Origin of the sequence: Chromobacterium fluminis (assembly GCF_011602385.1) — a bacterium.
GTDB classification, from domain to species: domain Bacteria; phylum Pseudomonadota; class Gammaproteobacteria; order Burkholderiales; family Chromobacteriaceae; genus Chromobacterium; species Chromobacterium fluminis.
In genome coordinates, this window is sequence record NZ_JAAOMA010000012.1 from 112272 (window position 1) to 132661 (window position 20390).

The window sequence follows — 20390 nt, forward strand, 5'->3', positions numbered from 1 at the left end:
GGCGGAAAGCCCGTTTTTTTGCAATAGCGACAATGCCTCGGTATAATGCCGCTTTGCCGCAAAGGAAACGCCAAGATGCGTATCATCGAGAAAGCCTATACTTTCGACGACGTTCTCCTCGTCCCGGCCCACTCTGAAGTTCTGCCGCGCGACGTAGTCCTCTCCACCAAGCTTACCCGCAACATCACCCTGAACCTGCCTCTGGTGTCCGCCGCCATGGACACGGTGACCGAAGCCCGTCTTGCCATCGCCATGGCTCAAGAAGGCGGCATCGGCATCGTGCACAAAAACATGGACCCCGCGAAACAAGCCAGCGAAGTGTCCAAGGTGAAACGCCATGAAAGCGGCGTGGTCAAGGATCCCATCACCATCGCCCCGGACATGCTAGTGCGCGATCTGGTGCTGCTGACCCGCCATCACAAGATTTCCGGCCTGCCGGTGATCGAAAATGGCAAGGTTGTCGGCATTGTCACCAACCGCGACCTGCGCTTCGAGACCCGCCTGGACCAGACCGTCGGCTCCATCATGACCCCGCGCGAGCGTCTGATCACCGTCAAGGAAGGCGCCAGTATCGACGAGGCCCGCGAGTTGATGCACACCCACCGCCTGGAGCGCGTGTTGGTGATCAACGACGTCTGGGAGTTGAAGGGCCTGATCACGGTCAAGGACATCATCAAGACCAGCGAACACCCCAACGCCAATAAGGACAGCCAAGGCCGTCTGCGCGTTGGCGCGGCCGTCGGCACCGGCGGCGACACCGAAGAGCGCGTGATCGCGCTGGTGAAGGCCGGCGTGGACGTGATCGTGGTCGATACCGCCCACGGCCACAGCCAGGGCGTGATTGAGCGCGTGCGTTGGGTGAAAAAGAACTTCCCGCAAGTGGACGTGATCGGCGGCAACATCGCCACCGCCGCCGCCGCGATGGCGCTGGTTGACGCCGGCGCCGACGGCGTCAAGGTCGGCATCGGCCCCGGCTCCATCTGCACCACCCGCATCGTAGCCGGCGTGGGCGTGCCGCAGCTGACCGCCATCCACAACGTATCCGAGGCGCTGAAGGGCACCGGTGTGCCGATGATCGCCGACGGCGGCATTCGCTTCTCCGGAGACATCTCCAAGGCGCTGGCCGCAGGCGGCAACTGCGTGATGCTGGGCGGCATGTTCGCCGGCACCGAGGAAGCCCCGGGCGAGGTCGAGCTGTTCCAGGGCCGTTCCTACAAGTCCTACCGCGGCATGGGCAGCCTGGGCGCGATGAGCCAGGGCTCGTCCGACCGCTACTTCCAGGACAACGAAGGCAATGTGGAAAAGCTGGTGCCGGAAGGCATCGAAGGCCGCGTGCCGTACAAGGGCTCCATCGGCCAGGTGATCCACCAGTTGGTGGGCGGCCTGCGCTCCTCGATGGGCTACCTTGGCTGCGCCACCATCGCCGACATGCACGAGAAAGCGGAATTCGTGGAAATCACTTCCGCCGGCATCCAGGAATCCCACGTCCACGACGTGCAGATCACCAAGGAAGCGCCGAACTACCACGTATCCCGTTAAGACCCGACGTCGTCAGGCATCCTTTACGGCAAAACCCGCGCCAAACGGCGCGGGTTTTTTCATGGCCGAACCACAAGCGCGCTCAGAACGTGTTTACGATCTCGCGAGCTAAAGCGAGACAAGGCGAAAACGAGCGAAAAAGCGGAATGTACAAGTGGTACATGAGCATTTTGAGCTCGGTTTCAACGCCGTATCGCCGACGCGCAGCAGATCGTAAACAGGTTCTCAGACCAGCGACAACATCAGCCGAGTGCGCAAGGCGGTGGGCGGATTGTCGTAAGGCGAATTCAAATACTCTTCCACGCACGGCACCTCGCCGAGCTCGCGCCCGCTGCCGGGCAGCCAGTGCCGGTACAGCCAGGACCAAGCCGTGGACAGCTCCGCGTACGGTCCCTGATGCGTCACGCAAGCGTACTCTCCGGCGGGAATCTCCCCCCACTCAAACCCATCCGGCAGCGGCCGCTCCTGCCAGGAATCCGGCACCGTCACGCAGGCGATGGAACGCAGCTTGGCCTCCTCCGTCTGTTCCGTATCATCCAGATACATCCCGAATACGCGACCTGGCGCGTCGCCGACTGCGCAGCCCGGGCTGATGGCCTGCAAAGCGCCGAAGGCCTGGCCGATCTCCATATAACTGCCAATATGGCGGCGCATCAGCACCTTCAACCCCTTATCCTGCTTGAGCAATGTCACTTCATGCATAACGGTCTCCCAGTCTTGCCTAGAAATGAACGCTCTGCGCTGGCGATAGCGGCCCGGACTCTCGCCGTAAGCCCTGGCGAAGGCGCGGACGAAAGCCGCGGTGCCTCCATAGCCGGCGCGCGCCGCCACCCTAGACAAAGGGAGCGAGCCGCCGTCCAACTGCCCGGCCGCGCGATGCAGCAACAGCCGCTGCCGGGTCTCTCCCACCGTTTCGGCCATCAGGCCGCGATACACGCGGTGAAAGTGAAAGGGCGACAAGCAGGCCTCCTCCGCCAACCTTTCCAGCGGTACCGGCCCATCCAGATGGCGCCACAGGTAGTCCAGCACCCGCAGCATCCGCGACAAATACGGCGAATCCGGGCCGCCGTTGCGATAGAGCGTTCTCATGAAGTGAGCTTATCCCGCATCAATTGATTCGTTTTGCTGAGTTGGCTGTTGCAGCAGCAGCCATTGCATGCTCTGGCACAACTCCACCACGAAATCCCACACCACGCGGTAGCGCAGCGTGCGTCGGATGTCGCTGCGGCCGCTGATCCAGTAAGAGCGGATGATGCGCAGCTCCGGCAGCAACTGACGCAGCCGCGCGTCGTCGTAGGTCAGATAATACGGCAACACCGCGATGCCGCCATCGGCCAGCGCCGCCTGCTGCTGGCCCACCACGCTGGTGCAGCGCAGATGAATCAGCGGGTTGCGGCACAGGCCGCGGTGAAACATCAGCTCGCGCGAGAACAGCAAATCGTCGACATAACCGACGATGGGATGCCCGGCCAGGTCCTCGCGCTCGCGGATGGGCTCATGCCCGTCCAGATAGGCCGGCGTCGCGTACAGGCCCAGGCAGTAATCAGTCAACTTGCGCGTCACCACCATATTGGCCTGTGGCCGCTCCAGCGCGATGGCGATGTCCACCTCGCGATTGGTGATGCTGACGAAACGCGGCACGGACACCAGATCAACCTCCAGCGCCGGATAGCTCGCCATCAGCCGCGGCAGGTGCCGCGATAGGAACAAGGAGCCCAAGCCTTCCGGCGCGCCCAAGCGCACTAGGCCGGCTACCTCCACATGCCCCACCCGCGCCTCGTCCTGCATCCGCGACGCGGTGTTTTCCAGTTGCTCGGCCAGCGGCAGCAGTTGCCGGCCGGCCGCGGTCAATTGATAGCCGTCCGGCTGCTGCACGAACAGCGGCTGGCCCAGCTGCCGCTCCAATTGTTCGATATGCCGGGCCACCGTCGCATGCGTGGTGCGCAGTTGCCGGGCCGCCGCCAGCAACTTGCCGCTGCGCTGCAAGGCCAGAAAATAACGGATGTCGTTCCAGTCGAACATCGCTCCCTCCCCCGCGTTTATGGTGCGCTTGCACACAAATATGACAAGCTTCAATTGCACCGCTGTTAGAAAACTAACAGCCATTGTTCCTCTCTGGCTATTCCCAGCAGGGTCCGGCTTGATCTTATATGGTGGCGATACAGACGTCATAGGAAAGCGCGGCATGCAGGCATTGGCGGACACATTCGACTACATCATCGTCGGCGCGGGCAGCGCCGGTTGCCTGCTGGCCAACCGCCTGTCGCTCAATCCGCGGCACCGCGTGCTGCTGCTGGAGGCCGGCGGCGAGGACAATTATCCGTGGATACACATCCCGGTGGGCTACCTCTACTGCATCGGCAATCCGCGCACCGACTGGTGCCTGCGCACCGCGCCCGAAGCCGGCCTGGGCGGGCGCAGCCTCAACTACCCGCGCGGCAAGGTGCTGGGCGGCTGTTCCTCGATCAACGGCATGATCTATATGCGCGGCCAGGCCGCGGACTACGACGGCTGGGCGGCGCAGGGCTGCCCCGGCTGGAGCTGGGACGAGGTGCTGCCGGACTTCCTGCGCATGGAGGACCACTTCGACAGCGCCCGCGCCCAGCACGGCCACGGCGGCGAATGGCGGGTGGAACGGCAGCGGCTGTCCTGGGAGATCCTGGACGCTTTCCGCGACGCGGCGGAACAGAGCGGCATCGCCCCGGTGGACGACTTCAACCGCGGGGACAACGCCGGCTGCGGCTATTTTGAAGTCAACCAGCGCGGCGGGCTGCGCTGGAATACCGCCAAGGCCTTTCTGCGGCCCGCGCGCCAGCGCCCCAATCTCACCGTACTGACCCATGCCGAGGCGGAAACCCTGCTGCTGGAGGACGGCCGCGCCGCCGGTATGGCATTCCTGCAACAGCGGCAGCGCTGGCAAGCACGCTGCCGCGGCGAAATCATCCTGGCCGCCGGCGCGGTCGGCTCCCCGCTTTTGTTGCAGCGCAGCGGCATCGGTCCCGCCGCGCTGCTGCAAGAACACGGCGTCGCCGTGCGCCATTCGCTGCCCGGCGTCGGCGCCAATCTGCAAGACCATCTGCAACTGCGCATGGTGTTCAAGGTCAGCGGCGCCCGCACGCTGAACCAGCTGGCCAATAGCTGGACCGGCAAGCTGGCCATGGGCTGGGAATACCTGTGGCGGCGCAGCGGCCCGCTGGCGATGGCCCCCAGCCAGTTGGGCGCCTTCGCCAAATCCGATGTGGAGCAGCCGCGCGCCAATCTGGAATACCACGTGCAACCGCTGTCGCTGGAACGCTTCGGCGAACCGCTGCACCCCTTCCCCGCCTTCACCGCCTCGGTGTGCGACCTGCGCCCCCTCAGCCGCGGCCGGGTCGCCATCGGCGGCGCGGGGCTGGACGCCTCCCCGCTGATCCAGCCCAACTACCTCAGCCATCCGCGGGACCGCGCCGTCGCGGTGGCCGCGCTGCGGCTGACCCGGCGCATCGTCGCCGCGCCGGCGCTGGCGCGCTACAGCCCGGAAGAATACCTGCCCGGCCTCGCCGCCCAGAGCGACGAGGAGCTTGCCGCCGCCGCCGGCCGCATCGGCACCACCATTTTCCATCCGGTAGGCACCTGCAAAATGGGACAGGATACCGATGCGGTGGTCGATGCCAGACTGCGCGTTCACGGACTATCCGGATTGAGAGTGGCGGACGCCTCCATCATGCCCGCCATCACCTCGGGCAACACCAACTCGCCCACGCTGATGATCGCGGAAAAAGCCGCCCGCATGATTTTGCAAGACCGCGCCGCGCCGGACTGAGCGGCCCCGCGCAACATCGTACCCACCCAAACAGAGGAAGCCCACTTCCCGACCCACAACTTGTCGCAAAGCCACACCAAGAGGAGACAGCACCATGAGCAGCACCCTGACGCCCGCCGCCACGGCGGGACACACGATCAGCAGCTCCGAGCGCAAAGTGATCTTCGCCTCGTCGCTGGGCACCGTTTTCGAGTGGTACGACTTTTTCCTGTACGGCGCGCTGGCCGCGGTGATCAGCAAACAGTTCTTCGCCGGCGTCAATGAAACCACCGCCTTCATCTTCGCGCTGATGACCTTCGCCGCCGGCTTCCTGGTACGGCCGTTCGGCGCGCTGCTGTTCGGCCGGCTGGGCGACATGATAGGCCGCAAATACACCTTTCTCGCCACCATTCTGATCATGGGCGTCTCCACCTTTCTGGTGGGCCTGCTGCCCGGCTACGCCAGCATAGGCATCGCCGCGCCCATCTTGCTGGTGGTGCTGCGCATGTTGCAGGGCCTGGCGATAGGCGGCGAATACGGCGGCGCGGCCATCTACGTGGCCGAACACGCGCCGGACCACAAACGCGGCGCCTACACCAGCTGGATCCAGGTCACCGCCACCGCCGGCCTGCTGCTGTCCCTGCTGGTGATCCTGGCCTGCCGCAAGCTCACCGGCCCGGCCTTTGACGACTGGGGCTGGCGCTTGCCCTTCCTGCTGTCGCTGGCGCTGCTGGCCATCTCCACCTGGATCCGGTTGTCGATGCATGAGTCGCCGGCCTTCCTCAAAATGAAGGCCGAAGGCAAACACTCCAAGGCGCCGCTGACCGAATCCTTCACCAACTGGAAGAACCTGCGCATCGTGCTCACCGCCCTGTTCGGCATCAACGGCGGCCAGGCGGTCACCTTCTACTGCGCGCAGTTCTATTCGCTGTTCTTCCTCACCCAGATTCTCAAGGTCGACTCGCAAATCGCCACCCAGCTGCTGGTGGCCTCCCTGGTAATCGCCGCGCCGCTATTCCTGTACTTCGGCTACCTGTCCGACCGCATCGGCCGCAAACCGGTGATGTTGACCGGCCTGCTGCTGGCGGCCTTGCTGACCTTTCCCGCCTTCAAATGGCTGACCGCCTACGCCAGCCCGGACATCGCCAACGCCGCGCGCCAGTCGCCGGTGGTGGTGGTGGCGGACCCAGCCAGCTGCCGCTTCCAGTTCGACCCGGTGGGCAAGGCCAAGCTCAACACTAGCTGCGACCAGGCCAAGGCCCTGCTGGCCAAGAACGGCGTGCCCTACCAACGCGAGGCGGCGTCCGCCGGCGGCGAAACCCGGATCAAGGTGGGCGAGCAGACGCTGACCGGCTTCGACAAGACCGCGCTGCTGGCCGCGCTGAAACAGGCCGGCTACCCGGACAAGGCCGATCCGGACAAGATCAACTACCCGATGGTGGTGGCGGTGCTGGTGCTGCTCAGCCTGATCGCCGCCATGGTCTACGGCCCGCTGGCCGCTACCATGGTAGAACTGTTCCCCACCCGCATCCGCTACACCTCGATGTCGCTGCCCTACCATATCGGCAACGGCTGGATAGGCGGCCTGTTCCCCACCGTGGCGTTCTCGCTGGTGGTTTACACCGGCGACATCCTCTACGGCCTGTGGTACCCGGTCATCGTCTACAGCGTCAGCTTCGTGGTCTGCCTGCTGGGCTTGAAGGAGACTCATAAGGCCGACATCCATCAATAAGACTCGCTAACAAAACCCCTGATCCTGCGTTGCGCCTCCTTGTCGTACTATTTGTACTGCCTGCGTCGGCGCGCCTTGGCTCAGGTACGCTGCGCGGTTTTGTTAGTGACTCTAAGCGCCCTTCCCACGCACACGGCGGACCTCCCGGTTCGCCGTGTTTCTGGTTAGACTGGGGCTTTCGTCCCACCGCCCGCGCCGCCATGCCGATTCAACGCCTCAGCCAGTCCGAAACCCTGACCCTCAACCGCCACCGCTATCACCTGCGCCGCTGGGGCCCTAGCGACGCGCCGCTGCTGGTGCTGCTGCACGGATGGATGGACAGCTCCGCCACCTTCCAATTCCTGGTGGACGCGCTGCCGGACGGCTGGCAAGTGGCGGCGCCGGACTGGCGCGGCTTCGGCGACAGCGACTGGAACGACGGCAGCTACTACTTTCCCGACTACCTGGCCGACCTCGACGCGCTGCTGGACGCGCTGTCGCCGCAACAGCCGGTCAAGTTGTTGGGCCACAGCATGGGCGCCATGGTCGCCGGCATCTACGCCGGCATTCGCCCCGAGCGCATAGAAAAGCTGGTGCTGGCCGAAGGCTTCGGCCTGGCCGCCACCAAGCCGGCGGAAGCGCCGGGCCGCTACGCGCGCTGGCTGCGCGAAACCCGCGCCGCGCCCGAGTTCGGCGACTTGCAATCGCTGGACGCCGTCGCCGCCAAGCTGCTGGAGCGCAACCCAAAACTGATGCCGGAGCGAGCTCAATGGCTGGCGCGCGAACTGACCCGGCAGCGGGAAGACGGCCTCTACTACCGAGCCGATCCGCGCCACAAAATGGTCAACCCGGTCCTCTACCGGCTGGAAGAAGCGATGGCTTGCTGGCAGCGCATCAGCGCGCCGGTGCTGTGGGCGCTGGGCGGCGACACCGACGATCACCCGCTGGCCAAGAGCGTGGCAGCCAGCATGGCGCAGCGGCGCGCCTGCTTCGCCCAACTCCAGGAAACCGTGATCGCCGACGCCGGCCACATGCTGCAATGGGAACAGCCGGAAACGCTAGCGGCGGCGATCCACGCCTTTTTCAGCCAACCCCAATAAGAACCGCTCACAAAACCTCGCAGAGAACCTGAGCCAAGGCGCGCCGACGCAGGCAGTACGAGTAGTACGACAAGGAGGCGCAACGCAGGATCAGGGGTTTTGTTAGCGGGTCTAAAAAAAGCGCGGCCAAGCCGCGCTTTTCATGGCTTCCTACCAAATCAAACACCTAAATAACGCCTCTCCAGGTGCGCCTTGAAGTGCGCCGGGTTCAGCGTCTCGCCCGTGGCGCGACGCACCAGCTCGTCCGTGCTCCAACGGCTGCCCTGGCTCCAGATATTGGCGTTCAGCCAATTGAAGATGGGCTCCAGATTGCCGGCCGCCACCTTAGCGTCCAGCTCCGGCTCAGCGCGGCGCAGGCTGGCGAAATACTGCGCCGCGTACATCGCGCCCAGCGTGTAGCTGGGGAAATAGCCAAAGCCTCCGTCGGTCCAGTGGATGTCCTGCATGCAGCCATTGGTGTAATTGCCGCGGGTGTCCACGCCCAGGTAGGCCATCATCTTCTCGTCCCACAGCGCCGGAATGTCCTCGGCCTCGATCTCGCCGTCCATCAGCGCGCGCTCGATCTCGAAACGCAGGATCACATGCGCCGGATAGCACAATTCGTCCGCGTCCACGCGGATGTAACCCGGTTGCACCCGGCTGTACAAGCGCTGCAGATTATCCAGCGCAAACGCCGGCTGCTCGCCGAAATGGCTGCGGATCAACGGCGCGATCAATTGCAGGAAAGCCGGACTGCGGCCCAGTTGCATCTCAAAGGACAGGCTCTGGCTTTCATGGATACCCATGGAACGCGCGCGGCCCAGCGGCTGCTCCAACCAGTCCTTGGGCAGGTTCTGCTCGTAACGCGCGTGGCCGGTTTCGTGGACGATGCCCATCAGGCTCTGGACGAAATCATCGTCGCGGTAGCGGGTGGTGATGCGCACATCCTCCGGCACCCCGCCGCAGAAGGGATGGCTGCTGACATCCAGCCGGCCGCCGTCGAAGTCGAAGCGCAGCAGCTTCATCGCCTCCACGCCCAGCGCGCGCTGCTGCGCCACCGCGAACGGCCCCACCGGCTCGATCACCGTTTCCGACGCCTGCTTGGCGCGCGCGCGGTCGATCAGGCCCGGCAGCCAGGACTTCACCTCGGTGAAAATGCGCTCGATCTCCGCGCTCTTCATCCCCGGCTCGTACTTGTCCATCAACGCGTCGTAACGGCTGCCGCCGCTGGCCTCGGCCAGCAAGCGACCCTCCTCGCGCGACAGTTTGACCACCTCGCGCAGGTTTTCCAGAAAGCCCTTCCAGTCATTGGCCGGGCGCTGGCTGCGCCAGGCGTGCTCGCAGCGCGCGCCGGCCAGGGTCTTGGCCTCCACCAGCTCCGCCGGCAGCAGATTGGCCTGCGCCCATTCGCGGCGCATCTCACGCAGATTGGCGCGTTGCAGCTCGTCCAGGTTTTCCTGTTCCGCCGCGTCCAGCTGCTCCTTCAGCTGCGGCGCGGTGATGATGCCGTGAGTCAGCACCCCCAGCTCCGCCAGCGCGGCGGCACGGGCGTCGTTGCCCTTGCTCGGCATCATCGCCGCCTGGTCCCAGCCGGCGATGGCGCCGAGGTGGCTAAAGCGGTGCAGGCGGGCGAAAGTGTGGGTTAAAGCCTGGTAGGCGGATGTGTGTGTCATCTTGTCTCCTCATCTAGTCGTAAAAGCATGATGCCATCAGACTATTTGATCTGACAACTTCCGCCCCAAAACCCGCCAAAGCCGCGTATTGACAAGGATTTTGATTTTGTACATTATCAAAACCCCATGACTAGCATGAGGTAAAATCATGCCATCCATCGCCGCCCAACTCTTTCTCGCCTACCAGGACCGCGACTGGGAACGCGCGCGCCGCCTACTGCGCGACGACGCCGTGATGCTGTGGCACTGCAGCGGCGAGTGCTTTCGCGGCGCGGACGCCATCGTCCACGTCAACCGCGTTTATCCGGAGGGCTGGAGCATACGCCTGCTGCAGGACAATCTGCTAGCCGACGGCCGCTGGCACGTGGTGGCTCAGGTAGACCACGGCACGGCGCGCTACTTCGCCAATTCCCTGTTCACGCTGGAACACGGGCTGATCAGCCAGATCGAGGAATACTGGGCCAGCGCCGAAGCGCCGCCGGCCTGGCGCGCGGGCTTGCCGGGCCGGGCCAGGCTGGAAGCCGCGCAGCCGGCTTGAGGCTACGGCGGTGGAAGCATCTGGAATGGAATAGCAAACCGGTCAGTCCGCCTCAAGCCGCCGGCTGGCCGGCGTTGCGCGCCTGGGCTTGCGGGAATTGATGCCAGTAATAGAAGTACTCGCGCACCAGCAGCAGAAAGGTGTTTTTCAGCTCCGCCTCGCGCAGATGCAGCAGCACCGCGTCCACCATCATGCGGAAGCTGTCGCCCTGAATGGGCTGGCCGTCCAATAGATAGAGCAGGGATTTGAGCAGGCGCTCGCGCAGATGGATGTCCGGCTCGGACATGCCGTCCTCGAACAGCTTGCCCAAGTAAAGACCCAGCGACGGCGGAAAGCGGGAAAAGCCGTCGCTCTCCATCCGCATCAGCAAGCCTTCCCAGTCCGTCTCCAGCCACACCCGCACATTACGCACCGAAAAGCCGCTGCGCGCGGTGATTTCCACCACTTTCTTGGTATCGCCCAGCCAGAAGTAATAGAACTCGCGGGTACAGGTCAGCGCCAGCACCTGTTCATCCGGCGCACAGGCCTGCAACAAACGCTCGCAAGGGACGCGAAAGCCTTCCGCGCTGCGCTCGACGCCATCCAGCCAGGGCAACATCTGCTCCAAAATGCGACGCCTCTCGTCGATCACCTGGGCCGGCGCGCCCTGACGCGCCAGCAATCGCATATAAGCCTCCAGCGCCGCCTTCAAATCGCTCATGCCCTTTCCCCAGCCCTCCCGTAAGCCGTTTCGGTCTTACCCTTCCCCTCGCCGCTCGCGCTCTTCGGCACAGCCGGCGGACTGTTCTTATTTTCGGACAGAAATGTTGCAGACTCCAGACGGGATTCGCGGCGACGTCGGCGTTCTTCCAAACGCGGCGGACTGGAAACAGCTTTTCAGGTCGGCGTCAGGCTCAAACGCAAATCCGCCCCCACCATCCGCGCGTCGCGGATGTTCAGCTTCTGCTTGTCGGCCAGGTCTTCCAACGGCGGCCAGGCGAACAGGCCGCGCGCGGCGTCGCCGGCCAGCGACGGCGCCAGATAAAGCACGATCTCGTCCACCAGCCCGGCGCGCAGCAGCGCGCCGTTGAGGCCGGCGCCCGCTTCCACCATCAGCATATTGACGCCGCGCTGAGCCAGGGACGCCAGCAAGGCCGGCAGATTGGCATGGCCGTCGGCCTGCCGCGGCAAGGTCAGTATCTCCGCGCCGGCGCGATAAGGCCCCAGGCGCTCTTCCTCATGGTCGCAGGTGGCCAGCAAAGTGCTTCCGTCCTGGTAGATGCGCTGCGTCGGCTCGGTTCGCAGATCGCTGTCCAGCACCACGCGCAGCGGCTGGCGCTCGCAGGGGACTTCTCGCACCGTCAGTTGCGGATTGTCGGCCAGCACGGTGCCGCTGCCGGTGAGCACCGCGCAATGTTCGGCGCGCAAACGGTGCACATCGCGTCGCGCCTCCGGGCCGGTGATCCACTGGCTGCGGCCGTTGAGCAAGGCGGTCTTGCCGTCCAGGGTGGCGGCGGCCTTGAGCATGACCCACGGGCGGCCGCGCTCAACTCTGGACAGGAAGCCGCGATGCACTTGCCGCGCCTCCGCCTCCATCAGCCCGGCGTCGGCGTCTACGCCGGCGGCCCGCAATATGGCCAACCCGCGGCCGGACACTTCGTGGTAGGGGTCTACCATCGCCGCCGCCACCCGGGCCACGCCCTCGTCGATCAAACGCCGCGCGCAAGGCGGGGTGCGACCGTGGTGGCTGCATGGTTCCAGCGTGACGTAGGCGGTGGCGCCGCGCGGGGACAGGCCGCGCGACAGGCAGTCCTTGATCGCCTGGATTTCCGCGTGATCGCCACCCACTTGCAGGGTGGCTCCCTCTCCGATCACCGCGCCGTCGCGCACCAACACGCAGCCCACACCCGGATTGGGCGCGGCGCGGCGGGTAGCCGCGGCGGCCAGCCGCAGCGCTTGCTGCATGTAACGATGGTCATCGGCGGAGTCGTTCATGTTTCATTGCTTCCATTCATGAGCCAACAAGCTGTACTGCCTGGCGTCGCAGTAGCGGCCTTGCAGCAGCAGGTATTCACGCAGCACGCCTTCGTAGCGGAAGCCCAGCCGCTCCGCCACCGCGCAGCTGCGGTGATTGTCCGCCGCCGCGTCTATCGCCACCCGGTGCAGGCCCAGCGGGCCGAAAGCTTCGGTCAGCAGTTGCGTCAGCGCCGCCTGCATCACGCCCTGCCCCACCTGGCGGCGGTCCAGCCAATAGCCGACGAAGGCATGGCGGTTCAAGGCGTCGATGGCGTGCAGATCGCAAACGCCGGCCAGCGCGCCATCTCGCAACACCAGCCAAGTATAGGCGGTGCCGGCCTGGCGGCTGGCGGCGGCGGACTGCAGGAAGGCGCGGGAGTCGGACTCGGAGCGGGTCAGCGGCTCCCACGGCATCCACGGCCGCAGCGCATCGCGGTTGGCGTTGATCAAGGCGAACAGCGCCGGCGCGTCGGACAGCTCCGGCGCGCTCAGCGAAACATGGGTAGGCAGGGGTTCAGGCATGCAGGCACCCGCGATGACGGAAGAATGGAGCAGTCTACTCCAGCCTCCCGCCGGGCGGTCAATGCGAAGACTTCTGGATTTCCTTGATCGCGTCGGAAAACTCGGACACGTCCTGAAAGCTGCGGTAGACCGAGGCGAAACGCACATAGGCCACCTTGTCCAGACGCGCCAGTTCGTTCATCACCATTTCGCCGATCTCGCGGCTGGACACTTCGCGCTCGCCCAGTTGCAGCAGCTTGTGACAGATGCGGTCTATCGCTTCGTCCACCAGCGCGGTGGGCACCGGGCGCTTGTGCAGCGCGCGCAGGAAGCTGGTGCGCACTTTCTCGATGTCGAATTCCGAACGATGGCCGGCGGTTTTCACCACCTGCGGCATGCGCACGTCGGCGGTTTCAAAAGTCGTGAAACGCTTCTCGCACACCGGGCAGCGCCGCCGCCGCCGGATGCTGCTGCCGTCCTCACTGACGCGGGAGTCGATTACCTGAGTATCGGCATTGCCGCAGAACGCGCATTTCATGACTTAATCCTAAGGGTTCCAATGTAGGGATGTTATCAGCAATGCGCAGTCAAGTTAATGCCGCTATCGCCCGCCCATGAAAAAGACGCCCCTGAGGGCGTCTTTCAGCGACCAAGACCAGCTTGGCTTATTTGGCGTACACCGGGAAACGGTGACACAGCGCGGTGGCTTGCTCCGCTACGCGGGCGATCAGCGCGTCGTCGTTCGGGTTGTCCAGCACGTCCGCCACCAAGTTGGCCACCTGGATGGCTTCGGCTTCCTTGAAGCCACGGGTGGTGATGGCCGGGGAGCCGATGCGGATGCCTGAGGTCACGAACGGGGTTTCCGGATCATTCGGAATCGCGTTCTTGTTCACGGTGATGTGAGCGCGGCCCAGCAGCGCGTCGGCGGCCTTGCCGGTCAGGCCCTTGGCGCGCAGGTCCACCAGGAACACATGGCTCTCGGTGCGGCCGGACACGATGCGCACGCCGCGCTCGCCCAGGGTCTTGGCCATGATGGCGGCGTTCTTCAGCACTTGTTCCTGATACACCTTGAACTCGGGCAGCAGCGCTTCCTTGAAGGCCACGGCCTTGGCGGCGATCACGTGCTCCAGCGGGCCGCCTTGCAGGGTCGGGAACACATTGCTGTTGATGCTCTTCTCGAACTCGGCCTTGGCCAGGATGATGCCGCCGCGCGGACCGCGCAGGGTCTTGTGGGTGGTCGAGGTCACGAAGTCGGCGAACGGCACCGGGTTCGGGTAAACGCCGGCGGCGATCAGACCGGCGTAATGCGCCATGTCCACCATGAAGTAAGCGCCGCACTTCTTGGCGATCTGACCCATGCGCTCGAAGTCGAAGCGCAGCGCGTAAGCGGAAGCGCCGCCGATGATCAGCTTGGGCTTGGTTTCCATCGCTACGCGTTCCATGTCGTCGTAGTCGATTTCTTCCTTGTCGTTCAGGCCGTAAGCAACGATGTTGAACATCTTGCCGGACAGGTTGGCCGGGGAGCCGTGGGTCAGGTGGCCGCCATGGCCCAGGTTCATGCCCATCACGGTGTCGCCTGGCTTCAGGATGGAGAAGTACACCGCCTGGTTGGCCTGGCTGCCGGAGTGCGGCTGTACGTTGGCGTATTCCGCGCCGAACAGCTGCTTGACGCGGTCGATGGCGAGCTGTTCCACCACGTCCACATGTTCGCAACCGCCGTAGAAGCGCTTGCCCGGGTAGCCTTCGGCGTACTTATTGGTCAGTTGGGAGCCCTGGGCTTCCATCACCGCGGGGCTGGTGTAGTTTTCCGAGGCGATCAACTCGATGTGATCTTCCTGGCGTTGACACTCGGCCGCAATGGCGGCGGCGAGTTCGGGGTCGAATTTGGCAATCGTCTGGTCAGCAGCGAACATCTTTGACTCATCCATCAAAGGGTTAACGATGCGGGCATTCTACACGAAATGCCGGAGCGAAATCCTTAACGTGAAGCAATTGTCGCGGGGGAAAATCCGCCCCGCCGCGCATTCAAGGCAGGGTGTAATCGAAGTCGTAAAAATGCTCGCCGGCGGTGATCGTGATGCGCAGGCAGCCGCTGATGCCGCTCAGTTCACCGGTTCCGGAATCCGGCGTCACCATGATGGCTTGCTCGGCAGTTCCGCGCGTCGTCGTGGCGCTGTGCTGCAGCACAAAGCCACCCTTGCGGCCATGCAGGCTGCCCTGCACCCACTCCATGGCGACATAGCCGGCCGAACCCGGCTCCGCGCTGCGAAAGCTCAGCATCTCGCCCTGGCTGACCGCGTCCAGGTCGCCATGGAAACGCTTGTCCAGCGACAGGCGGCCAAGACCGCTGGAGGCGGCGGTCTCGCTCAATGGCTCCGGGGCGAGCTTGACGTCGAAACGGCCGCTGGCGATGGGTTTCATTATGTCTCCTCAAGGTTGGCGCCGCCTCGGCGCGGCAAGCCATCGTCATGATAGCGCATGGCGCTCGCCGATAAACCTCGTTCTACTCATAGGCGCGCGCCCTCCCGAACAAGAGCCTTATAAGAAAAGGGGGCAATAGCCCCCTTTCCGTCACTCCCGGCTATCCACCAAAATCAGCTCGGCGTCTTCGCTGGCGACGATGCGCAACAGCGCCTCGTCCTTAATCGCCGCGCCGTCGCGGGCTTGCAGCCCCACGCCGTTGACTTCCGCCCGGCCGCGGGCCAGCACCAGGTAGCCGCGGCGCTCCGCGCCCAGCGGATAGTCCGCGCTTTCGCCGGCTTTGAGGGTGGCGCCCAGCACGCGGGCGTCGGCGCGGATGGGCAAGGCCTGATCGTCGCCGTCCATGCCGCTGGCCAGCGCGATGAAGGCGCCGGAGCGGTCCGCCTTGGGAAAGGGCTTGCTACCCCAGGACGGGTCCCCGCCGCGTCGCTCCGGCATGATCCAGATCTGGAAGATGCGGGTGTCGACGGCTTCCAGATTGTATTCGGAATGCACGATGCCGCGGCCGGCGCTCATCACTTGCACGTCGCCGGCCTCGGTGCGGCCCTGGTTGCCCAGATTGTCGCGGTGGCTGATCGCGCCTTCGCGGACATAGGTGACGATTTCCATGTCCGCGTGCGGATGCGGCGGGAAGCCGGTGCCCGGCGCGATGACGTCGTCGTTCCATACCCGCAGCGCGCCCCAGTGCATGCGCGCCGGGTCGTGGTATTCGGCAAAGGAGAAATGGTGCTTGGCGTCCAGCCTGCCATGATGGGCGCCGCCCAAGGCGGCGAAGGGACGATGCTCGATCATATGGTCCTCCAATATTGTGGCGAGGCGCCGCCTGCGCGGCGACGCGTCCGATGCAGCCACTATACGCAGCGGGCCAGGGGCTGATAAGCCGAGGGATCGAATAGCATTCTTTCCATTTTTGATGCAATCAATGCGCCATACTGATTTTTGAACGCTAAAATTGGAATCAATCTATCCAACTCCTGCCTATTTATGAAACGACTGCCCGACCTGGAAGCCTGGGCGATTTTCGCCAAGGTGGCGGAATGCGGCTCCTTCGCGCGCGCCGCCGCGGAGCTAACGCTGTCCCAAGCCACGGTGTCCAAGGCCATCACGCGCCTGGAAGCCCGGATGAAGACCATGCTGTTGCACCGCAGCTCGCGGCGGCTGTCCTTGACCGAGGCCGGCCACGCCGCGCTGGAGCGGGCCAGCCGCATCCTGGCGGAGGGCGAGGCGGTGGAGGCGGACATCGCTGAACACTCCACCAGCTTGCGCGGGCCGGTGCGGGTGACCGCGCCAATGTCCTTTGGCTTGTCCCATCTGGCGCCTCTGCTGCCGGAGTTCATGGCGCGGCATCCGGAAGTGGAGCTGGATTTCCATTTCAGCGACGAACAGGTGGATCTGGTGGCCAAACGGCTGGACCTGGCGCTGCGCATCGCCTCGCTGGCCGATTCCAGCCTGCTGGCCCGCCGCCTGTGCGCGGTGCGCATCCTTCTCGTGGGCTCGCCGGCGTATTTCGCACGCCACGGCCGGCCTCGCCATCCCCGCGAGCTGGCCGAACACCGCGCGCTGTTGTACAGCAACGCGCCTGGCGGCCAGTTCTGGCGCTTCCGCCACACGGATGAAGGCGAGTTCGCGCTGGAAATGCCCTCGCCGCTGCGGGTCAACAACGCCGAGGCGTTGACGCCGGCTCTGCGCGCCGGCCTGGGCCTGGCGCTGCAGCCGGAATTCCTGGCCTGGCGAGACTTGCAGGCCGGCGAACTGGAAACCGTGATGATGGATTGGCAGGTGGACCCGATCGCACTCTATATCCTGACGCCGCCGGGCCGCAGCCGGCCGGCGCGGGTACAGGCCTTGATCGACTATCTGGCGGCGCGGCTGGCCGTCGCGCCGTGGGCGTGGGCGCGGCCGCAGCCGGAGGCGGAACGCTGAAGCCCCATGACAAAGCCCCGCTCAGGGCGGGGCTGGACCATTGAACAATGGCGGGACGAGGCTTACAAATCGTCGGCGGTGAAGAACAGGGGCACGCCATCCTTGCTGTCTGGATGCAGTTCCGGCAGCACATGCACCTCGCGCACATGGCATTCCGCCATCAATTCGCGGAAGCTTTCCTCGATCAACTGCACATTGTCCAATGCTGCCAGCGGCCAGACGAAGGCTTCCCAATTGCGCTCGTCGCCTTCTGCGGACAGAGTGATGTGCAACTCGCCGTTGTCGTGAGCGGACAGGATGGCCACCGGCTCCTTGTTCAGTTCCCGCAGCCTGCGGATCTGGCTGCTGGCGAACACCTGCATCGCCACCTCGAAGCGAGCGTAGTTGCCGGCCACCATGGCCTGCATCGCCGGCATCGGCGGGCGGGCGATGGGGAACAGCGTCACGCCCTCGGCTTTCAATTGCTCCCCCAGGAATTTCATCAGCGGCATGCCCCAAGCGCCCACCGCGCCGCCCAGGCGCAGCGGCGGCTCAGCGCCTTCCGGCTGGATCGCGACGCCCAGCAGGTAGCGCAGGAACACGCCCTCTTCCTTCACCGTGATCGGCGCCGGCTGTTGCGGCAACAGCGCGCGCGCATGGGCAGGATCGCGGGACAGCTTATAGAGTTGGGCGGAATCCAAGCCCACCACGCTGTCCGGATGCAATAACGCGCCGCCCAGGGCGACGTCGGCGTCGGCGGCGAACACGCCGTGTTCGCGCAGCAACTGGTTCAGGCCGGCCGCGTCGGCAATCTCGCCGGGCAGCGTGGTCTGGCTCTTGCTGCCTGCCACCAACACCAGCGGCATGGCGAAGACGATGGCGCGGCCGCCGCCGGCGTTTTCCACCGCGTCGCGCAGCGCGTCCCACACCAATTGATAGCATTGCTGAGACGGTACCATGGCCAGCGCCACCGAAATGGACAGCAGTTCGCCGCGCGCCAGCATCTCGGCCATCGCATCGCGCACCGCGGAGAACCACATTTCCCGATCGGACTCGGTCTTGGCGTTCAGCGCCGACTGGGCGTTGTGAATCAGCATATTGGTCAGCGCCACTTGCGGGTGGTACTGGCGAGGATCGGGAAGGGTGTGGCGTACGGCGTCCATGAAGGGGAATCCTGCGGCAATCGGAAAACCGCTATTTTGGCACAGCTGCGACGGCCATGGTGCGCCGCGACAGCGGCGGCCTCGGCCGCGATGTACCAGATGCGCGACAGAAAATTATAATTTCACACATTTGCGAAAAACAACATGTTGACACTCGATACCGCAATCTGGATAATTCGTTCTCGTTGAGATGCAGCAATTGCTTCTTGATAGTTTCTCCTCTATTTCTCCTTTGTAGACTTGGCGCGGACCTAACGGTACCGCGCATTTTTTTTTGCCTTTCCCCCGCACCTCTCCATGCTAAGCAAACGCTAAGCTTCTGTTAAATCAATAAAATTATTAAAATCCATGTAGACAGGGAACTGGCCTGCCGGCGCCGATCAACCTCTCCATTTTCTGCTTCTCCCCCATCTCTCCCCTACCCCGGCCCATCTATGCCCCATCCCAAAGAATGCCATTTAGATTTAAATAAACCAATCTTATGATTAATAGCATTAGAACAGATTTCGTTTGTGAAAATTTAGGAAAACAAATAGGATGGAACTGTTGGATTCGAAAACAAATGAACAAGACTAAGATGCCGCCGGCAACAGGGAGGCTGGGGACAGTCCAGGCCGCGCCAGTGGAAAGCGGCGGCGGGCGAATGAGGAGCAGATGGTTGCAGCGCCCCAAAAAACAATGGGCCGCACGACAAAAACCACACGGCCCGAATCCTATCCGGAAACCGGTTAAGGAAATATGACAAATATCAATGGCGGTCTATCTGCCGCGCCGGGCCTTATCCCCAACTCTTCCTCGCACTTCTCTCGCCAAGTAGGCCCGCTTGTCTTCCCCCGCCATGTCATCCACGGACCAGCCTTGCCATGATGGCCTTAGAACCTGTTTACGATCTGCTGCGCGTCGTGAAACGTGGCTCGGTGAGTGCCGCTTCGAAATGCTCATGTACCACTTGTACATTCCGCTTTCTCAGCCGTTTTCGCCTTGTCTCGCCTTAGCTCGCAAGATCGTAAACAGGCTCTTAGATGCTGCGGCTTGACCCATTGCTCATGAGGGAGTGGGGGCAGACCATGAACGGTGTCCAAAGAAAAAGGAAAGTGAGACCATCACCACTATTAACCCTATATTTATTGAGGTTATATGGATACTTTTCTATTTTCAGACAAGCAAGCGACCTTGTGGCGCACCGCGACACAGTGGCTTAGCCTCGCCCTGCTACCCAGCGCAGTCTTGGCTTACTCCTGCTCACCGGCCAGCGGCGGCGCCCAAGCTATCAACGTCAACTTTACCCAAAGCCTGAACAACGCCAGCGCCAACACCCTCTACCCTGGCATCAAGACCAACTGGCTAAAAGACTACTCTCTGAGAGCGAGCTGTGACGCCTGCCCAATAAGAACCACGGTCAGCTACAGGCAATACTATGAAACCGTGATGAATTCCAGGCTTACGAATAGAGAGACTCGAACAGTCGATGGTAAAGCGGTAAACTTTTATCGCCTCCCTGACATTGACGCGGTGAAGATCGCCGCTGAACTACATATACCGGGAGGAACCAACTATGTGGCAGTCCCGTTTTCCTCTCAGGCTGAGGACGGTAGCGGGCATGACGTGAAGTGGTGTAATCCGGGAGTTGCCCTGTCAAGCCATTTTTCAGTTGGGCGCACAGGAAAAATCCATTTATTGCTGACACAGCCCTTTGTCGGCAGCCTGAGCATCCCCCTTACCAAGCTGTTTGACATCCATGGCCGCATAGACAGCGCCAATTATTCTCCCCAACGCGGAAAAGCCATTGCCACTGTGAGTTTAAGCGGCACGGTCACCGTGCCGCAAAACTGCCAACTGACCGCCGGCCAAATCACCACCTTTGATTTTGGCGCGCTGTCGCCGCAACAGCTAGCCAGGCCCGGCGAGCCGGGCCAACACGCGATCCAACGTCGCTTCACCATCCAGTGCACCAATCCCGCCGCCGGAAAAATCGAGCTGTCGCTGGAGTCAGCCTCCCCTCCCGCTGCGCCGCACTACCTGATAAG

General features: G+C 63.7%; 18 protein-coding genes. 7 read left to right on the forward strand and 11 right to left on the reverse strand.

The annotated features are described in order from the left end of the window. Positions 1-75 precede the first annotated feature (75 nt). Positions 76-1539: an IMP dehydrogenase gene (gene guaB / locus HA052_RS10630; protein ID WP_166451908.1), complete on the forward strand. Its 1464-nt coding sequence runs from the start codon at positions 76-78 to the stop codon at positions 1537-1539. Positions 1540-1764: 225 nt separating this feature from the next. Here the strand turns inward: guaB and HA052_RS10635 are convergent, their stop codons facing one another. After that, positions 1765-2628: an AraC family transcriptional regulator gene (locus HA052_RS10635; RefSeq protein ID WP_166451909.1), complete on the reverse strand. Its 864-nt coding sequence runs from the start codon at positions 2626-2628 to the stop codon at positions 1765-1767. A gap of 9 nt (positions 2629-2637) precedes the next feature. After that, on the reverse strand, positions 2638-3561 hold the full coding sequence (locus HA052_RS10640; protein WP_166451910.1) for a LysR family transcriptional regulator: 924 nt from the start codon (positions 3559-3561) through the stop codon (positions 2638-2640). Positions 3562-3724: 163 nt separating this feature from the next. Here HA052_RS10640 and HA052_RS10645 point away from each other — a divergent pair, with 163 nt between their 5' ends. From HA052_RS10645 to HA052_RS10655, 3 genes are all read left to right on the forward strand, one after another. Further along, the gene (locus tag HA052_RS10645; RefSeq protein WP_166451911.1) at positions 3725-5341 is read left to right on the forward strand and encodes a GMC family oxidoreductase; all 1617 of its coding nucleotides are present in this window, start codon (positions 3725-3727) and stop codon (positions 5339-5341) included. 94 nt (positions 5342-5435) lie between these two features. Continuing rightward, on the forward strand, positions 5436-7052 hold the full coding sequence (locus HA052_RS10650; RefSeq protein WP_081551119.1) for an MFS transporter: 1617 nt from the start codon (positions 5436-5438) through the stop codon (positions 7050-7052). Between the two features lie 200 nt (positions 7053-7252). Beyond that, on the forward strand, positions 7253-8131 hold the full coding sequence (locus tag HA052_RS10655; protein WP_166451912.1) for an alpha/beta fold hydrolase: 879 nt from the start codon (positions 7253-7255) through the stop codon (positions 8129-8131). A gap of 158 nt (positions 8132-8289) precedes the next feature. On the opposite strand, the gene HA052_RS10660 is transcribed toward HA052_RS10655, so the two are convergent. After that, on the reverse strand, positions 8290-9783 hold the full coding sequence (locus HA052_RS10660) for a carboxypeptidase M32 (protein WP_166451913.1): 1494 nt from the start codon (positions 9781-9783) through the stop codon (positions 8290-8292). Between the two features lie 148 nt (positions 9784-9931). Between HA052_RS10660 and HA052_RS10665 the strand changes: the two genes are divergently transcribed. After that, complete coding sequence (locus HA052_RS10665; protein ID WP_166451914.1) at positions 9932-10321, forward strand: nuclear transport factor 2 family protein; 390 nt, start codon at positions 9932-9934, stop codon at positions 10319-10321. Between the two features lie 52 nt (positions 10322-10373). Here the strand turns inward: HA052_RS10665 and HA052_RS10670 are convergent, their stop codons facing one another. The 7 genes from HA052_RS10670 to HA052_RS10700 all read right to left on the reverse strand — a co-directional run bounded on the left by HA052_RS10670 (position 10374) and on the right by HA052_RS10700 (position 16090). Next, positions 10374-11021: a hypothetical protein gene (locus tag HA052_RS10670; protein WP_081551111.1), complete on the reverse strand. Its 648-nt coding sequence runs from the start codon at positions 11019-11021 to the stop codon at positions 10374-10376. A gap of 176 nt (positions 11022-11197) precedes the next feature. Further along, positions 11198-12295, reverse strand: a complete 1098-nt coding sequence (gene ribD / locus HA052_RS10675) for a bifunctional diaminohydroxyphosphoribosylaminopyrimidine deaminase/5-amino-6-(5-phosphoribosylamino)uracil reductase RibD (RefSeq protein ID WP_166451915.1) — start codon at positions 12293-12295, stop codon at positions 11198-11200. A 3-nt stretch (positions 12296-12298) separates the two neighbouring features. Next, entirely contained in the window at positions 12299-12838 is a 540-nt protein-coding gene (locus HA052_RS10680; protein ID WP_166451916.1) for a GNAT family N-acetyltransferase, read from the reverse strand. A gap of 58 nt (positions 12839-12896) precedes the next feature. Then, positions 12897-13355, reverse strand: a complete 459-nt coding sequence (gene nrdR / locus HA052_RS10685) for a transcriptional regulator NrdR (RefSeq protein WP_019100637.1) — start codon at positions 13353-13355, stop codon at positions 12897-12899. A 127-nt stretch (positions 13356-13482) separates the two neighbouring features. Continuing rightward, positions 13483-14730, reverse strand: a complete 1248-nt coding sequence (gene glyA, locus HA052_RS10690) for a serine hydroxymethyltransferase (RefSeq protein ID WP_048409864.1) — start codon at positions 14728-14730, stop codon at positions 13483-13485. Positions 14731-14842: 112 nt separating this feature from the next. Further along, positions 14843-15238, reverse strand: coding sequence for a DUF3224 domain-containing protein (locus HA052_RS10695; RefSeq protein WP_166451917.1), 396 nt, complete (start codon positions 15236-15238; stop codon positions 14843-14845). 150 nt (positions 15239-15388) lie between these two features. Then, on the reverse strand, positions 15389-16090 hold the full coding sequence (locus tag HA052_RS10700; protein ID WP_166451918.1) for a pirin family protein: 702 nt from the start codon (positions 16088-16090) through the stop codon (positions 15389-15391). A 192-nt stretch (positions 16091-16282) separates the two neighbouring features. On the opposite strand from HA052_RS10700, the gene HA052_RS10705 reads away from it, so the two are divergent. After that, positions 16283-17221 (forward strand): LysR family transcriptional regulator, encoded by a 939-nt coding sequence (locus HA052_RS10705; RefSeq protein ID WP_166451919.1) that lies wholly within the window; start codon positions 16283-16285, stop codon positions 17219-17221. Between the two features lie 62 nt (positions 17222-17283). Here the strand turns inward: HA052_RS10705 and HA052_RS10710 are convergent, their stop codons facing one another. Continuing rightward, positions 17284-18363, reverse strand: a complete 1080-nt coding sequence (locus HA052_RS10710; protein WP_166451920.1) for a hypothetical protein — start codon at positions 18361-18363, stop codon at positions 17284-17286. A 1137-nt stretch (positions 18364-19500) separates the two neighbouring features. Between HA052_RS10710 and HA052_RS10715 the strand changes: the two genes are divergently transcribed. Continuing rightward, positions 19501-20390 (forward strand): fimbrial protein (locus tag HA052_RS10715; RefSeq protein ID WP_166451921.1); only part of this gene is annotated, 890 nt, incomplete at its 3' end.

What these genes read in the sequence shown, in the direction of transcription:
- guaB (WP_166451908.1), top strand. Translation starts at nt 76, where the DNA reads ATGCGTATCATCGAGAAAGCCTATACTTTCGACGACGTTCTCCTCGTC.
- HA052_RS10635 (WP_166451909.1), bottom strand. Translation starts at nt 2,628, where the DNA reads ATGAGAACGCTCTATCGCAACGGCGGCCCGGATTCGCCGTATTTGTCG.
- HA052_RS10640 (WP_166451910.1), bottom strand. Translation starts at nt 3,561, where the DNA reads ATGTTCGACTGGAACGACATCCGTTATTTTCTGGCCTTGCAGCGCAGC.
- HA052_RS10645 (WP_166451911.1), top strand. Translation starts at nt 3,725, where the DNA reads ATGCAGGCATTGGCGGACACATTCGACTACATCATCGTCGGCGCGGGC.
- HA052_RS10650 (WP_081551119.1), top strand. Translation starts at nt 5,436, where the DNA reads ATGAGCAGCACCCTGACGCCCGCCGCCACGGCGGGACACACGATCAGC.
- HA052_RS10655 (WP_166451912.1), top strand. Translation starts at nt 7,253, where the DNA reads ATGCCGATTCAACGCCTCAGCCAGTCCGAAACCCTGACCCTCAACCGC.
- HA052_RS10660 (WP_166451913.1), bottom strand. Translation starts at nt 9,783, where the DNA reads ATGACACACACATCCGCCTACCAGGCTTTAACCCACACTTTCGCCCGC.
- HA052_RS10665 (WP_166451914.1), top strand. Translation starts at nt 9,932, where the DNA reads ATGCCATCCATCGCCGCCCAACTCTTTCTCGCCTACCAGGACCGCGAC.
- HA052_RS10670 (WP_081551111.1), bottom strand. Translation starts at nt 11,021, where the DNA reads ATGAGCGATTTGAAGGCGGCGCTGGAGGCTTATATGCGATTGCTGGCG.
- ribD (WP_166451915.1), bottom strand. Translation starts at nt 12,295, where the DNA reads ATGAACGACTCCGCCGATGACCATCGTTACATGCAGCAAGCGCTGCGG.
- HA052_RS10680 (WP_166451916.1), bottom strand. Translation starts at nt 12,838, where the DNA reads ATGCCTGAACCCCTGCCTACCCATGTTTCGCTGAGCGCGCCGGAGCTG.
- nrdR (WP_019100637.1), bottom strand. Translation starts at nt 13,355, where the DNA reads ATGAAATGCGCGTTCTGCGGCAATGCCGATACTCAGGTAATCGACTCC.
- glyA (WP_048409864.1), bottom strand. Translation starts at nt 14,730, where the DNA reads ATGTTCGCTGCTGACCAGACGATTGCCAAATTCGACCCCGAACTCGCC.
- HA052_RS10695 (WP_166451917.1), bottom strand. Translation starts at nt 15,238, where the DNA reads ATGAAACCCATCGCCAGCGGCCGTTTCGACGTCAAGCTCGCCCCGGAG.
- HA052_RS10700 (WP_166451918.1), bottom strand. Translation starts at nt 16,090, where the DNA reads ATGATCGAGCATCGTCCCTTCGCCGCCTTGGGCGGCGCCCATCATGGC.
- HA052_RS10705 (WP_166451919.1), top strand. Translation starts at nt 16,283, where the DNA reads ATGAAACGACTGCCCGACCTGGAAGCCTGGGCGATTTTCGCCAAGGTG.
- HA052_RS10710 (WP_166451920.1), bottom strand. Translation starts at nt 18,363, where the DNA reads ATGGACGCCGTACGCCACACCCTTCCCGATCCTCGCCAGTACCACCCG.